Origin of the sequence: uncultured Methanobrevibacter sp., assembly GCF_902801725.1 — an archaeon.
Taxonomy (GTDB): Archaea; Methanobacteriota; Methanobacteria; order Methanobacteriales; family Methanobacteriaceae; genus Methanocatella.
The window spans coordinates 69,188-84,526 of sequence record NZ_CADCJB010000011.1 but is presented as its reverse complement, the minus strand read 5'-3'; the positions used below and the strand labels follow the sequence as shown (position 1 = coordinate 84,526).

The following is a 15,339-nucleotide window of genomic DNA, read 5'->3' as shown; positions in this document are numbered from 1 at the left end:
GTTAAGGTCACTGTTAAAAAGGCAAATCCTAAAATGGTTATTCATCAGAGAACTTACAAGTTAAATGTTAAAGTCAAGGCGTTTGCAGTCATTTTAAAAGACAATGCTGGTAAAGCAATCAGGAATACTCAAGTTCGTTTAAGGGTTGGCGGAGTTAACTATTATGCCACAACCAATGCAAACGGAAAAGCAATCTTTAAAATCAGCAAATTAAATAAAATAGGCACTTTCAAGGTTGCAGTTTCATATAAAGGAAACGGATACTACAATAAGCTGACCAAAACTTCTAAAATCAAGGTCATATCTGCATTCAAGACAGTTTCCAAGGGAAGCAAAAACAGTGCAGTCGTCAAAAAAATCCAAAGGCTTTAAAAAACAACGGTTATTATCTTGAATACAATAGCCGTTATCTGATTGTTGACGGCATCTACTGGGACTACACAGTCATGGCTGTCAAAAAGTTCCAAAACGACAAGGTCCTTAACATGGCTGTCAAAAAGTTCCAAAACGACAAGGTCCTTAAAGTGACAGGAAAAGTTGACTACAAAACTGCCAAAAAACTCGGAATAATTAAGTAGGTAAATACAAAATCTGTTAAAGTTAAAATAGCAGTTAAGTAGATTTTTCCAAAATCTACTTTACATTTTTATTTTTTTTTTCACTAAAAATTTCTTACATTTGAATATACAATTCACCAGTTACAAGGAGGATTAAATAATGAATAAAACTATTAGGGAACACTCTTGGATTCCACTAATATTAGTGGCCTGTGCTTCCTTTATTATAACTTTGGATTCTACATTCATGAACGTCAGTATTTCCCAGGTTGTTGCTGATTTGAATACTGATGTGAGCACTATCCAAATGATTATGGCATTTTATACCCTCATAACTGCCGCATTCATGCTGTTAAGTACCAAACTTCAAGATATAGTTGGTAAAAAGAGACTGTTTTTAATCGGTGCTGTACTTTATGGTATCGGTACATTCACTGCCTCAATAAGTCAAAGTGATACAATGTTATTTATCGGATGGGCAGTGATAGAAGGTCTTGCTGGGGCGTTAATGACACCTGCAACAGTTTCCATAATAAGTGGAACATATTCCGGAGAAAAACGCACATTTGCTTTGGCAATTGAGAGCGTTATGGCTGCACTTTCGGCTGCTGTCGGCCCGCTTTTCGGAGGAATAATGACAACATTTCTCAGTTGGAGATATGGATTTGCAAGTGAATTAATAATCGTTATCATTATTTTAGCAATGCGAAATAAAATACCTGATTTCGCACCTACCGAATCCAAAAGCGATTTGGACATTACCGGAACTATAATTTCATTTATAGGTCTTATTTTATTTGTTTTAGGTATTTTGATGCTGAGTGAGGATACCACTACCAGCATAGTTGTAATTATTTTGGGAGTAATTGCATTAGCAGTCTTTGCATTGTTTGAAATCAAAAGAAAAAGAAAAGGCAAAGTACCATTACTTGATATGGACTTATTTAAAGACAAAAATTTACGTGTTGGTTCAACCATTATATTATTGAGTTATATTGTAATGGGAGGGGGTTTATTTGTAGTTTCCCTGTTTATGCAAACTGTATTAAATCTAAACGCATTTAATACCGGTTTGACCACACTTCCGTTGACTTTAGGTTTGCTTATTTTTGCAATGATTGCTCCGAGTTTAACTGAAAAACTGAATCATAAGTCGCTCATGGCAATTGGAAGTATGATAGCAATCATCGGATGTGTGATTTTAAGCTATCAATTTAGAATAGATACAACAATGCTGGATTTAATGCCAGGAATGTTCGTATTGGGATCTGGAATTGGTTTCATAATGGCTTTAAGCACAGATATTGCATTGGTCAATATTCCTGATGAAAGTCAAAATAACGCATCAGGCATTACTACAACCGGTCAGACATTAGGCGAATCAATGGGTACTGCAATTATCGGAATAATTCTAATTTTAGGAGTAATTGGAGGCATTGCTAATGGAGTGGATACCTACGCACCAGAATATTCAGGCAATGAACAAGTACATCAGGACATATTTGATTACTTCCAAAAAGTAGGAAATGTGGATGATATTAAATCAGAGAACAGTACTGTCATTAACATTGCAGATACCGTTATTCAGGACTCAATGGCATTCGTAATGTTAGTAACGACTATCCTGATGGGTATTGTTTTTGTCCTGACATTCAGGTTAAATGATAAAAAAATTAAAAAATGAGAGTTTATCTCTCATTAACTTTTTTTAAAAAAAAATCTTTGATAAAAGTGATTCTGATTTCAGAATACCAAATGAATGGGACTGAAAAACACCTAAAAATCAATAATCCCCAAAATTTCACAGGCACATTTTAATTGAATCTTTTAAAAACAATTTCTGCTCCAGCGTAGGATAAATCAAATAAGATAAAGCAAACGAAAGTCCAAATATCAAATACGCCGCAAACAGCAAGCAATAATACCACAATCTTCATCAAAAATCTGTATTCAAAAAATAAATTTAAAAACCTGTTTTCAGTCCTTTTTGGAATTATTTCATGACATACTTCATCAGCTAAAATGGTTAAAATACAAATCAGCAAAATAACTAAACTTAAATCAGGAATTCCCACAGCCAACAGCACTGCTAAAAAAACAATCAAAGTAACTATATGGTGGATTCCATCTACTTTTAAGGCTATTAGATTGCCTATAAGGATAGAAATGAAAATATATGCCGCATCAGTATTGTAAACTGTAGCTGCAACAGATGCAACAGCACATAAAATGCCGAAAAATGTTGAAAAAACTATATCATGATTCTCATCATATAAGTCATCAGAATACTTCATGAAAAAACCAGACAAAATAAAAAGAAATGCAAGAACAAGATAATTCATTTAATCACTATATTTAAAATTTTATTGATATAATATATATTCCATTACATAAATATTTTAAGTTTTTTATTTATTCATTTACAGCATCAATCATTTTGTTTTAAAAGCCCCGATTGTTTAACATGACCAACAATCAATGAGAAAAATTATGCTTTTCACATCAGCACTGCACCTCCAATAATTAAAACATGACCAATAATTTAAAGCCAAAAATCTCCGAAAGCAAATCAAAAAAAAGTCCAAACAAACTGATAGCCCAATTACAGCAATAAGTAAAACTATTTTTATATAAACCGATAAAAAAAAAATATAACCACAATTATAAATTTAAATAATTATTTTTACAGCATAGGGTGATATTATGAAAAACATCATAGTTGTTGAATGCATATCCACTGGAAAAAATTTTATAGAAGACATCATTAACAGAGGCTATACTCCCATCGTATTACATTTAAAGAGTTCCAACACGGAGAGTGGAAAAAAATTTGAAGAACATGTCCTAGAAGAATATAAACTAATCCCATATGAATTTGACATGATTTATGAAAAGGACACCTTCGAGGAAACCCTTGAGGAAGTAAAAAAGTTCAATCCTATTTTAATCGTTCCAGGAAATGAACGGGGCGTCATTTTGGCTACAAGATTATCTAATGAATTATGTCTTTTAAGCAATTCAATTGAAAACCTTGATGCAATGACTTTAAAAAATGAAATGCACAACAGATTAGCTCAAAATGGACTTCGTTCCATAAAAGGAAAGGTCATTCATAGTATAGATGAAGCTGTTGAGTTTTATGATAGTGAAAACCTAAAGGAAGTTGTTTTAAAGCCCACCTACAGTGCTGGTTCTGCAAGCGTGCGTATCTGTCTTAATCGGGACGAAATGATTGAATCAATCAATCATATATTTGATGATGTCAACTATTATGGTGATAAAATCCATGAGATTCTAATTCAAGAGAGGATTAACGGTACCGAATACATTGTCAATACGGTAACCCATGAAGGTATTCATCGGGTGACCCTAGTTTGGAAATACAATAAGGTCAGAACATCCGAAGGAGCTATCGTTTACGATTCCTGTGAAACCGTGAACGAATTGAGCCTTGGTGAAGCGGAAATGGTGGAATATGCTTACAAAGTTGCTGATGCATTGGAAATTCAATACGGACCTGTTCATGGTGAATATATGATTGATGAAAACGGTCCGGTTTTAATTGAGGTAAATTGCCGCCCATGTGGTGGAAGCATGCCCGCCGAATTTTTAGACAGGATTTCAGGTCAGCATGAAACAGACAGCATTCTGGATTCATATTTAAAACCGAAATCGTTCTATGGTGAACTGAATAAAAAATATAGTTTATATGCCCACGGTACGTTAAAATTCTTCATTACTCCAAAAAATATAATTGCCCGCTCATCACCGATAGTGAATATTAATAATAAATTAAAAGCATTTCACAACAGCAGTCTAGTTAATTCAACTTATCATGACATGCTTTTCAAAAAAACTGAAGATTTGAATACTGCTGCAGGCTATGTATTTTTAGTTAATGAAAATAAAGCTAATGTGGACCATGATTTAAACTTCTTAAGAGATCTTGAGCATAATGTATTTTCATTAATTCTAAGTGAGGACGATACATATCCCCAATTAAAAGAGGATGAGGAATATCTATCTGATGTTATCCCCATGATTAAAAAAATAGAAAGACACGGCACCGGGCTTTTTGTAACCGACCAATTTGGCGATGATATTGACATACTCCAGATTGAATATAATAAACTCAATGACATAAAAGGCAATTTTGATTTTGTTGTTGTAAATTTAAATAAGAGTTTATTGAATAAAAATGAAGCCGAGAAGGTAGAAATTATTTTTGATGCCCTTTTAAAAGTTAAAAGTGGAGGCCTTATTTTTGTTCCAAAAAATACTTATCAACAATTGTTAAGTGGTAGAAAAGGTATTGAAGCATTGGTGAAAGTTTTAAACTATAAGATAGAGCTTCCTCCACATTATATTCAGGAAGTTATAATCGCCTCAAGATAACATGACCAATTCCTCCTCAACATATAGGATTGCAATTAACTTGCCAAAAATCATATTCTATCAAAATAATAATACGTAGTGACTAAAATGCCATATGAAAGAAGATACTCCCTGCTAAATTCCAAGTTTAAAGAACTGTTCTTTCCAACATTGCTTGCTGCAATAGCAGGTAATTTTGCGATTCTTGCTGATGCATTTATAATCAGCGCACTGTTGGGTCCTATGAATCTGTCAGTCATTCAAAGTATTGAACCCCTAGCCCAATTCGTCAACATGATATATTGGCTTATAGGATTTGGAGGCACCATACTTTCCACCAGTGAAAAAGCAAACTTCAACGATGAAACGGCCAATTACATATTCACACTTTCACTTGTCAGCATAACAGTAATATCCCTAATGATTATGATATTGGGATTATTGTTTCCGAATAGCTTCCTTGAGATATTATGCAATTCAAGCCAGTTAAGACCGTTGGTTTATGAATATTTCAAATATTATCTTTTGGCAATACCATTCATGTGTTATTTTATCGTTTTGGCATACTTCGTAAAAACAGATAACTTCGTTCAATTACAATTTAGAGGATTTCTTATAGCAAACATCTTGAATGTTGTATTTGATGTGATTTTAATAGAATACTTTAATATGGGAATTGCCGGTGCGGGATTGGGTATGGTATTGGGATATCTCATAGCAGCAATATATACATCCACTTATTTTTTCAACCCTAAACGTACATTGAAGATAATCAAAATTGAGTTTGGCAAATCAGTGAAATTGATGGCAAAGATATGCAAAACAGGGTTTTCATCATCTTCAATAGCACTGTACCAATCAATAAAACTGGTTATTGTCAATTCCATAATCCTTGGAGTTATGGCGAATGTGGGGTTGGTTGCATTCAACATGTGCTGCAACACATTACTATTAGTGAGTATATTCATATTCGGTACTGCCCAGTCAATTTTACCTATCGTATCTGTCTATTACCAGGAAAAGGATTACAATGGTGTGGAGTATGTTGCAAGAAAATCACTGAAGATAGTAGTGGCTTTCGGAATATTTTTCACAGCACTGTTTACCCTATTTCCGCAGACAATTTTATGCGTATTCTCTGTAAGCGATCCGTCACAGATTCCTTCCGTGATGAATGCTGTTAGAATATTCTCATTCTGTCTGTTGGCATTTTCAATAAACTTCCTGTACATGTTCTATCTTCAATCCATACAGAACATCAAATTGTCAAACGTTGTTACACTTTTAAACGGACTGATATTCCCTGTGACATTTGTATCCGTGTTTTCAATCATCTGGAAGGAAAATGGAATTTGGTTTGCATTTGTGGCATCGGAAATGGCAACACTCCTCTTTATTTACTTATACTCCAAGTACCTGAACAGAAAAACCAACGGAGAATACTCAGGATTCTTCCTAAAAAAACATAATGACATAAATGAAAAGATGCTGGAGTATACCATTCATGCTAACAAAAACGATGCAATATATCTGTCCAGACAGGTTCAGGAATTTTTGCCTGATAAAAAAGCATCCGAATTAGTTAGTTCAGCAATAAAAGAACTGCTTATTTATATTCTAGAAATAAACGATGAATTGGACTGGATTGACGTGATTGTAAGGGACAATGATAAAGCTACAATTATTTCCATAAAGTATTCCGGAATCGGATATAATCCAAAAGAGGATACTGATTTAAATTCAGAGCATATTGATAGATTGATTAGCATTTCAGACAATATCGAGTATTCCCAAATATTAGGTTTAAACAATACTGTCATTACAATTAAAAAGTAATTGCACTTAAAGCAAATTTAAAAATTAAATGAAAGCGGATGATTGCTCATCCACCATTATTTTTTTAATCCAAATCATTGAGAACAGTTCCTTTGGTTTCAGGAAATACCCAAATCCAAATACCCACAAGCATGGCGAATAATGCTGCAATGGCAATACCATAACTCAAATCAAAGTATGATGCGACAGTTGTTATGATTACCGGTGTTATGAATTGCGCTCCACGTGCAAGGTTGAAAACCGTTCCAACAGCAGTATTTCTGATTTTTGTCGGGAACATTTCCGAGAACAATGATCCAAATCCTCCAAAGAATCCTGTTCCAAAACCGGTTAGGAACATGAACACATAAAGCAAATCATGAACATGTTCAATTTGATTCCAGAAAATTGTTATCATTGATATTCCCAATGCCATGATAAAACTGTATATTGTAAATGCAGGACGCCTTCCAAGCTTTTCCGCTACAAAACCGAAAGTAGTATAACCTGTAAAATCACCACATTGGATTAAAATAACTCCAAATGTTGTACTAAGCAATGCCAAATCTCTTTCCTGTTCAAGATATGTCGGCAACCATGAATAAGTGTACCAATATGCAGACATTCCGAATATACATAATACCAATGATATCAGGAATATTTTTCTGTATTCATGACTAATTAACTCCCGAAATTCCTTCAAAATGCTCCTGTTAACGTATTTATCTCTGTTCTGAATCCAAACATCAGATTCTTCAAGATATCTTCTTATGAAAATTATTGTAATTGCCGGAATGATAGAAACGAGAAAAGTCAATCTCCAACCGATGACAGGAGTCACCAATCCCCCAACTATTGAAGCTAAAATAACTCCAACCGGTGCACCTGATTGCATGAAAGCACCAAATTTAGCCCTTAATTTGTCAGGAAATGTTTCATTAATGTATGTCTGGCCAGTAGCCCATTCACCACCAACACCCAAACCTGTGATGAATCTGAATATTAAAAGAGAATAGAAGTCCCATGTAAAGGCACACAATAGAGTTCCTATCGAATAGATAATGATAGTCCATTGCAATACCTTTTTACGCCCGTATTTATCACTTAGTGCTCCAAAAATTATCCCACCAAAACCAGTAGCAAATAATGACATGCCCAAACACAAGGAAAGCATTTCGGCTGAAAAATGTAGGTTAGATTGAAGCTGCGATACTAAAAAAGTGAATAAAACCAGATCATAGAAATCAAAAACCCAACCTGCCCAACTCATGGCAAAAATTCTATAATGATGTTTGTTTAATTTAGTCTCCTCATTCAATAACATATTAAAAACCCAAAACAAATCCGTTTCTTGAAATGATACTTTGTTAATCCTAAAAAAATAGGAATCTGCACTTATTCTAAACAATTTATACGGATTTACTGCTTAAAATATTTATTCCTTTAATTAGAGTCTATAAACTGATATTAATAAACTTACCTATTTAAGAGAAAACAGATTAAAACAACTGATAATTAAATCATAAAACTTATTTATTAATTTCAATGTAAAATCCACAGTGAAAAATAACACCCCATTGAGTTTATTCTCTTTTTTATTTTTTAGCCATTAAAATACACATAACTCCGCCCACATAAAAAATCCATTATGTTTAAAGTTTAATGCCCTCTTTTGAAAAGTCCTGATTTTCAGTTGTTATCTAAATCAAACTTATTCATACACTCCCAATAATGGGCAAAATTCCAGGTTTAATAATTGCTAACTTTTCTATAGAAAACATGAACATATTAAGTTACATCAAATACAAAATAGGAAGTTCGCACACGTATTGTCCTGATTTTGTTTAAATTGATGAAAAGTATTTATGTTAATGAATGTATACTATTAATTACATAATAATTAAAAATTATTAGGTGAAAAAATGAATAAGAAGATATTATTAATAAGTTTAGTCTTAGTAGCATTTGCTATGTCATTAGCTTTTGTTTCAGCTATGGCAGACATTAATGCTCCAGACGGATATAAAATTAATGAAGAATTAACTGTTACTAATCAAACAGGTGAATTCCAAGGCAAAGAAGCTATTATAACAGTAGCCGTAATGGATAATGGAAAAGATAACATAACCGTTACCACTTTTGCTGTAAATGGTGATGTAAACATGTCATCTTCTGAACCTGGTGCTCAGAATAAAACAATTAACGGCAAAGATGGAATCTATATGGAAAAAGACGGTCTTGCAATTTTCCTATATAAAGTAGGAAAGCAATTTGTAAATGTTGATGCTCCAAATGAAAAATTAATCGAAAAAGTTGTAGTTTAAATTTCAACTTCATAATTTTTCATTTTTTTATTTTTGGGATTGATTGTGAATTTTAAATTCTGTTCAATTTTTAACTAATTTTTCTGTTTTATTCTTATGTATAATTGAATGAACTTCTTTTAAAGAATATGCCTGCAGTTATCAAAATTTTTTTGAAATAGCTAAATAATCAACACATTATCTGCTATTTTTTCCGCCTTTTCAGTAATTTCTGAAATATCTGCACCCGGAAACGCATCGATTACGCACAAATCAACCTTATCCATTTCCAAATCCTCAAAAGATTCGTTGAAAATTTCAAAATTATCAGTGATTTCATTTATTTCCAAATTGGCTTTCAGCTGATCAACCATTTCCGGATTGATGTCATTGAACATTACTTTTTCAAAGCCGTATTTTAGCAAATAGATTCCCAATGCTCCCAAACCACACATTGCATCGATAGCTATGCCTTTTTTAATATTGTTATTGTTGAGATAGTTATGCAATTGTATCATTTTTTGTTCAGTGGTGACTGCCACTTCAATATGATGCATGGACTGGTTCTTAACAATGATTATCTTTTCATCAAGCAGTGTCCTCATAACATTTATCTGGGTATCGTCGCCTGCCATAATTTCAAAATGATTTATTTGTGAACCCTTATCGAACATTCCAACGGTATTTTGAGGACTTCCCTTTAAAACACAAGCCACTTCAGAAACTTCATTCATTAATCTTGATGTTACTTTCTCATTGAAATCCGGATGCAGCAGTATCAAACTGCTTTTATTGAGAAATTGCGGATTCAAACTGCTGTAATAGAAATTGGATAGCGGCACTGGAGAGTTACGCCTTAATGTAGCCGTTTCGGGAACTATATCCTCTTCCACCATTATTTTTAAAATATGTGCCATCACAACGTCAATAGGCCTTTTTCCACAGGAACATCTTTTAAAATCATCATCGAGGCTTTCAAAGTCATCATAGTCACAAATCGGTGAAAATTTTTTTATCTGAATATCCCTGCATTCCCCACATTCATGAAGGGTGTTAATTTTCTCGTCCAAATCTTTTTTATCAAACATGATTGCACCCACAATTGCATTATATTTAAATTATTGTTTTAAGTCAGTAATTATGATTTGCAAAGTAATAAAAGTTTATTAATTAGTAATACTAATTTTAAGAATATAAAAAAAGACTCGGCAGGTTTTTAAAATGGAAACAAAAGAAAATTTAAGCAAAAATGCAGTTATGCCCCAATATGACGTTTTAAAACAAAATTACACAACCGAAGAAAAAATTCTTTTAAACGAAATTCGTGAAAATTTAGTGGATTTAGCTATATCCTCCGGTGAAAATTTTCAGCCAAACAAAGACAAACTTTTAAATGACATCAAAGCATTTTTATTTAATAAGTTCACCAGCGAAAATCAAAATAAAAGAATCTCAAATGAATATTTAGATAACTTATCTCACAAGCTACTCAGAGATATAATAGGATACGGCAAAATCGACTCATTAATTCAGGATGACGAACTTGAAGAAATCATGATAATAGGCACAAATAAACCTGTTTACGTTTATCACAGAAAACATGGGATGATGAAAACAAACATCAGTTATGATAACGAACAGGAACTAACCGATTTAATAGATTCTATGGCAAGGCAAATCAACAGACGAATCGACAAGGAATCACCAATTCTTGACGGAAGATTAAGCGACGGGTCAAGAATCAATGCGACAATCCCCCCAGTATCCGCAGACGGACCATCACTCACAATCCGTAAATTTAAAAAAGACCCTCTGACCATTATCGATTTGATAAATTCAAAGACACTGTCATTGGAACTGGCCGCATTTTTATGGTTGTGTTTTGACGGACTCGGAGTCAGGTCAGCCAATGCAATAATATCCGGAGGAACAAGTTCCGGAAAAACAACTACATTAAACGCATTGGCCTCATTCATCAATCCAAAAGAAAGAATAATAACCATAGAAGACACTCTGGAACTCCAAATCCCCCATGAACATGTAATCAGAATGGAAACCAGACCGTCAAATGTTGAAAATAAAGGGGAATTAACAATGAATGATCTGGTCAAAAATTCCCTAAGGCAACGTCCAGACAGAATAATCGTTGGAGAAGTAAGAGCCGAGGAGGCAATTACATTATTCACCGCATTGAATACTGGGCATTCAGGTTTTGGAACACTGCACTCAAACAGTGCAAGAGAAACTATTACACGGTTAACCACTGAACCAATGTCTGTACCCAAAATCATGATTCAGGCCATTGACTTTATAATAATGCAAAAAAGAATCTATACGCCATCAGGCGTTTCATATAGAAGAATAAGTGAAGTTGCAGAAATCGTCGGTTCCGAAGAAGGGGTGGTTCAGCTAAATAAAATATTTGAATGGAATCCCGAAATCGACAGAATTGAAAATGTGAGCATAACCAGCAAAACGTTAGCCCAAATTGCAAATTTAAGTGGAAAATCATTATATGAACTCAACCGAGAAATTGAAAACAGAGAAATGGTATTGAAATATATGATCAAACATGACCTGCACAGTGAAAGGGATGTCAACGGAGTTTTAGAGATGTACTATTCAAATCCTCAAAAAGTCCTCAACAGAATTGCTTTAAACAGGTGATATTATTTTTAAAAGATTCTTTATCGCAGTCGGAGGAATATTTTTATTATTTGTTGAAACAATCAGGAACTTTGAACTTAAGGATGTCCTACCTAAAAAGGAGGATGAAAAAAACGAGATTGATTTCAAAATATTTACCCGAATCGCATTTGATGAGGAAAACAGCAAAGGAGTAGAAAAAGGCAATGAAAAATTTGAATCCATCAGAAAAAAATCGATTCCCTACCTTTTAAATAAAAAAATAATGCTGCTGTTAGTTGTATTTTTAATTCTAATAACCTACCTCACCAGCCCGGAAATCGGGGGAATATACCTGATTGTCCTGATGATGGTTTACACTTTTATCATTTATTATCCCCAAATCAGAGAAACTCACAACTATTCCGATTTGAATCAGGAACTGCCATATGCCTTAAGACATATGGGAATTGAATTGAAATCAGGAAAGGGGCTGCATGATACATTCCAGACGATAAAAAATTCAAATTACGGTTCGCTTTCACAGGAATTCACAAGAGTGCTGGAAGAAATCAAATACGGAAAATCTACCGAAGAATCACTTTTGGAGATGTCACACAGAGTGGATTCAGAAGGCCTCAGCAGAACAATTCACCAGATAATAGGAACCTTACGGGTCGGAGGAAACCTGGCAAATAGCCTGGACATAATTGCAAAAGACCTTTCATTCGAAACTCAGATTAAATTAAAGGAATATTCTCAAAAATTAAATTCATTTATCTTAATCTATACATTTGTGGCTATTTTAGCGCCGGTGATTATTCTGATAATGCTTATGGCAGGGTCTACGGTAATGGGAGATGTTATTTCTGGAAACCTGCTATTGTTGATTTATTCATTATTTTTCCCTCTCGTGGTAATTCTGATGGGAATTTTCATCAAAAAAATGGAACCTAAAATCTGAAAAATGATCGAAATAAAAAGAGATAATTTGGTGTTTAATTGTTGAGGAGGTTAAACACCAAAGACTTTTACTGGAAAATTTTTGGCAGAAGAATTTTCCAATATCATATTAAATTAGAAAATTGTGGAAACTAATTTAATATTTTTAATATATTTTGGAGATTGCATATCATCTAACTGATAATATAAATTGAGAGTAATGTTTGAGACACTAAAATTAGGCGTGCCTAAATTTACATCTCTATATAGTAAGTAGTTAGTAATAGTATATAAAGGTTTCGGTATTTTTTAGGTGAACCTAAAAATTTGATAAAATTTATCAATACAGACATTAAAATATATCACGTGTTATATAACAAGTAGTATAACATAGTATATAAATATTTTGATATGCCCAAAAAAATAATACACACAGTAATTAACATATTAATATTAAAAGAGCATATCATATGATTTTCTAGATGAACATGCAATTGACTGGGCTTACAGTTCAACCGCATCTGCAAGCCAATAGTTGAAGGCCTTGATGATGTTGAAGAAAAGAATGATGCAATAAATCTATTCACTGATGAAACTTTTTAATGCGCAAACGCAATTGACCGCAATCCCCGAAATTCATCCAATTAATCCGAACATTATTAAAATAAGAACTGATGCATCAGTCATCAAATGGGACAAATAGGAAACAAACAGGTTTTTAGTTTTTAAATATACATATAAATGGAATATTGAACCTGCTCCCTGAACCACCAATACTGAAATAATACTTACTGTCGGTTCCAAATGGATTAAACCAAAAAAGATTAAAGTAATTACAGATGATGCCATAATTGATAATCTGCGGTTGGAAGTATATTTGAAGAAAACCCTCAATAAGAACATCAATGGAATGAACTTGATTAATTCTTCAGCCATCATGGAAAATACCAAAGATATTAAAGCAACAACATTCGCATCAGCCTTTGTTACATCAGGAATACCATTAGCATTTAAAAGAATAGTAAACACAGTAGAATAAGCAAAATATGCCAAAGCCATAGAAACTGCAAGAATAAACTCATTTCGTGTCGGTTTTTGAAAAAACAATGAATAATCCCAATTTGAGAAATATAACAATGGGACCAATAGTATCAAAAGGAAAAATATACTGCCTATTACATCATTTGAAAGCCCAGAAATAAACCCACTAGCAAAATATGATACCGGAATGCAAATTAACAATACCAGCCATCCAATTTTGGACATCCTTGGAATTTCATTATAATATGGGAAATCTCTATCATTATCTAAATTTAACATAAAACACCCCTAGAAATAATCTGTTTTACACTAAAATATATGGTATGCAAAAATTATAAATCTATTGGAATGTTAAAAAAAAAGAGGATTTGACACAAATTGTGTTTACCTGATTTTTTATAAATCGTGAAAATTTACAGCAATTTTACAGTAAATCCAAAAAAAATAGAGTAATGAGAGTTATTAATTTTAATAAGTCAAAAATACATTTTTTATAAAATCTAAAATAAGAAATTATGGGAAATAATCAATTAATCTTTCCCACTACAGAAAATCAATTTTACATTAATCTTCCAACGCCAGTAATTTCAATACTGGCAACGCCTTCAATTCCTGAAACCATTTCTTCAACAGGTTCAGATCCGCCTTCACCGTCTTCGGTAATGAAGTTTAAGATGATAGCTACTAAACCGAATGCAATAGGTTCTTCAGTAATCTCATGGATTTTAGCGCCTTCAGGCATTGAACTTTCGATAGTAGATTTGATAGCTTCTAAATCTACTTCAGGACTGTCTGGCATGATTTTCATAGTTGTTAATACTTCACCCATTCTAATTCCTCCATTTTTAAAACTTATGGTCCTTCGAATCCGCATTCACATTTGTAAGCATGACCAAAGGTACGGCATTTTTCACATCTTGCTATTTTTGCTCCACAGATAGGACATTCAAATTCCACGAATGGTCCTGTTAATGGAATTTCTTGTTTGCATGAAATACATTCTACAGTTTTCATTTTATTCACCTATTATTTGTGTGTAATCGAAATTATAATCATTTACATTATCATCTATAAGAGATAAAACCCTTTCGGGGCATTTTCCGTTTACAACATAACAATTAGTCCCAAACTCTAATAAAAGAGACGGTAACATTACATCAATCGACGACTCCTGAAAAGTTAGTAAAGTTGTTGCATCGATTTTACTTATGAATGTTGAACCTGGCTCTTTCGGTTCTTGGGTATATATACCATTTACATCTGTTACTATTAAAAGGTTTGCATTCAGAAGGTGTGAAACATAAGCTGCAATTGAATCTGAAGTCACATCCCATGAGCATTCAAAAGGATCTTCTGTTTTTAAAAATTCTGAAACGACAAAAATTGGAGTGAAACCCCCATCAGATATTTCATTTACCTCATCAATAGAATAAGCAAGCTTTGTGGAATCAATTTTATCATCTACAAGTTTTGCTATTATATCCATACAGTCTATAGCTGTCCAGTGATTAACATCTTCAGAAAAATCCTGTTCATCATTGTATTTGCGAATAAGATTTGCAAATTCACCACCACCTAAAATGATAACTGAATCAGAATCCTTCAATTGCTTTGCCAGTTCAATCGCATGATTGGGAAACAGACTTCCCCCGATTTTTACAACCTGTTTTATGCTCATAATT

15 protein-coding genes are annotated in these 15,339 nt (G+C 33.2%); 8 read left to right on the top strand and 7 right to left on the bottom strand.

Annotation, left to right across the window (positions count from 1 at the left end; all coding sequences use genetic code 11):
• From QZV68_RS03580 to QZV68_RS03570, 3 genes are all read left to right on the top strand, one after another.
• Nucleotides 1-372: hypothetical protein (locus QZV68_RS03580; RefSeq protein ID WP_296878661.1), on the top strand; the 372-nt coding region annotated here is incomplete at its 5' end.
• A 74-nt stretch (nucleotides 373-446) separates the two neighbouring features.
• Nucleotides 447-578: a peptidoglycan-binding protein gene (locus tag QZV68_RS03575; protein ID WP_296878659.1), complete on the top strand. Its 132-nt coding sequence runs from the start codon at nucleotides 447-449 to the stop codon at nucleotides 576-578.
• Nucleotides 579-717: 139 nt separating this feature from the next.
• Nucleotides 718-2,241 (top strand): MFS transporter, encoded by a 1,524-nt coding sequence (locus QZV68_RS03570; RefSeq protein WP_296878657.1) that lies wholly within the window; start codon nucleotides 718-720, stop codon nucleotides 2,239-2,241.
• 130 nt (nucleotides 2,242-2,371) lie between these two features.
• Here the strand turns inward: QZV68_RS03570 and QZV68_RS03565 are convergent, their stop codons facing one another.
• On the bottom strand, nucleotides 2,372-2,851 hold the full coding sequence (locus tag QZV68_RS03565; protein ID WP_296878655.1) for a hypothetical protein: 480 nt from the start codon (nucleotides 2,849-2,851) through the stop codon (nucleotides 2,372-2,374).
• A 409-nt stretch (nucleotides 2,852-3,260) separates the two neighbouring features.
• Between QZV68_RS03565 and QZV68_RS03560 the strand changes: the two genes are divergently transcribed.
• A complete protein-coding gene (locus tag QZV68_RS03560; protein ID WP_296878653.1) occupies nucleotides 3,261-4,952 on the top strand; it encodes an ATP-grasp domain-containing protein in 1,692 nt (563 codons plus the stop codon).
• An 87-nt stretch (nucleotides 4,953-5,039) separates the two neighbouring features.
• Nucleotides 5,040-6,767, top strand: coding sequence for an MATE family efflux transporter (locus QZV68_RS03555; protein ID WP_296878652.1), 1,728 nt, complete (start codon nucleotides 5,040-5,042; stop codon nucleotides 6,765-6,767).
• Nucleotides 6,768-6,831: 64 nt separating this feature from the next.
• Here QZV68_RS03555 and QZV68_RS03550 read toward each other — a convergent pair whose 3' ends face one another.
• The gene (locus QZV68_RS03550) at nucleotides 6,832-8,016 is read right to left on the bottom strand and encodes an MFS transporter (RefSeq protein ID WP_296878650.1); all 1,185 of its coding nucleotides are present in this window, start codon (nucleotides 8,014-8,016) and stop codon (nucleotides 6,832-6,834) included.
• 652 nt (nucleotides 8,017-8,668) lie between these two features.
• On the opposite strand from QZV68_RS03550, the gene QZV68_RS03545 reads away from it, so the two are divergent.
• Complete coding sequence (locus QZV68_RS03545; RefSeq protein WP_296878648.1) at nucleotides 8,669-9,070, top strand: hypothetical protein; 402 nt, start codon at nucleotides 8,669-8,671, stop codon at nucleotides 9,068-9,070.
• Nucleotides 9,071-9,231: 161 nt separating this feature from the next.
• Here QZV68_RS03545 and QZV68_RS03540 read toward each other — a convergent pair whose 3' ends face one another.
• On the bottom strand, nucleotides 9,232-10,137 hold the full coding sequence (locus QZV68_RS03540) for a 50S ribosomal protein L11 methyltransferase (RefSeq protein WP_296878646.1): 906 nt from the start codon (nucleotides 10,135-10,137) through the stop codon (nucleotides 9,232-9,234).
• Nucleotides 10,138-10,270: 133 nt separating this feature from the next.
• Here QZV68_RS03540 and QZV68_RS03535 point away from each other — a divergent pair, with 133 nt between their 5' ends.
• Nucleotides 10,271-11,716: a CpaF family protein gene (locus QZV68_RS03535; protein WP_296878644.1), complete on the top strand. Its 1,446-nt coding sequence runs from the start codon at nucleotides 10,271-10,273 to the stop codon at nucleotides 11,714-11,716.
• Nucleotides 11,717-11,960: 244 nt separating this feature from the next.
• Entirely contained in the window at nucleotides 11,961-12,638 is a 678-nt protein-coding gene (locus QZV68_RS03530) for a type II secretion system F family protein (protein ID WP_296878642.1), read from the top strand.
• A gap of 614 nt (nucleotides 12,639-13,252) precedes the next feature.
• Here the strand turns inward: QZV68_RS03530 and QZV68_RS03525 are convergent.
• From QZV68_RS03525 to QZV68_RS03510, 4 genes are all read right to left on the bottom strand, one after another.
• Nucleotides 13,253-13,936, bottom strand: a complete 684-nt coding sequence (locus QZV68_RS03525) for a type II CAAX prenyl endopeptidase Rce1 family protein (RefSeq protein WP_296878640.1) — start codon at nucleotides 13,934-13,936, stop codon at nucleotides 13,253-13,255.
• Nucleotides 13,937-14,216: 280 nt separating this feature from the next.
• Entirely contained in the window at nucleotides 14,217-14,486 is a 270-nt protein-coding gene (locus QZV68_RS03520) for an elongation factor 1-beta (protein WP_292605918.1), read from the bottom strand.
• A 23-nt stretch (nucleotides 14,487-14,509) separates the two neighbouring features.
• Nucleotides 14,510-14,671 (bottom strand): zinc finger domain-containing protein, encoded by a 162-nt coding sequence (locus tag QZV68_RS03515; protein ID WP_116670085.1) that lies wholly within the window; start codon nucleotides 14,669-14,671, stop codon nucleotides 14,510-14,512.
• Nucleotide 14,672: 1 nt separating this feature from the next.
• Nucleotides 14,673-15,335, bottom strand: a complete 663-nt coding sequence (locus QZV68_RS03510; RefSeq protein ID WP_296878636.1) for a delta 1-pyrroline-5-carboxylate synthetase — start codon at nucleotides 15,333-15,335, stop codon at nucleotides 14,673-14,675.
• Nucleotides 15,336-15,339: the final 4 nt, after the last annotated feature.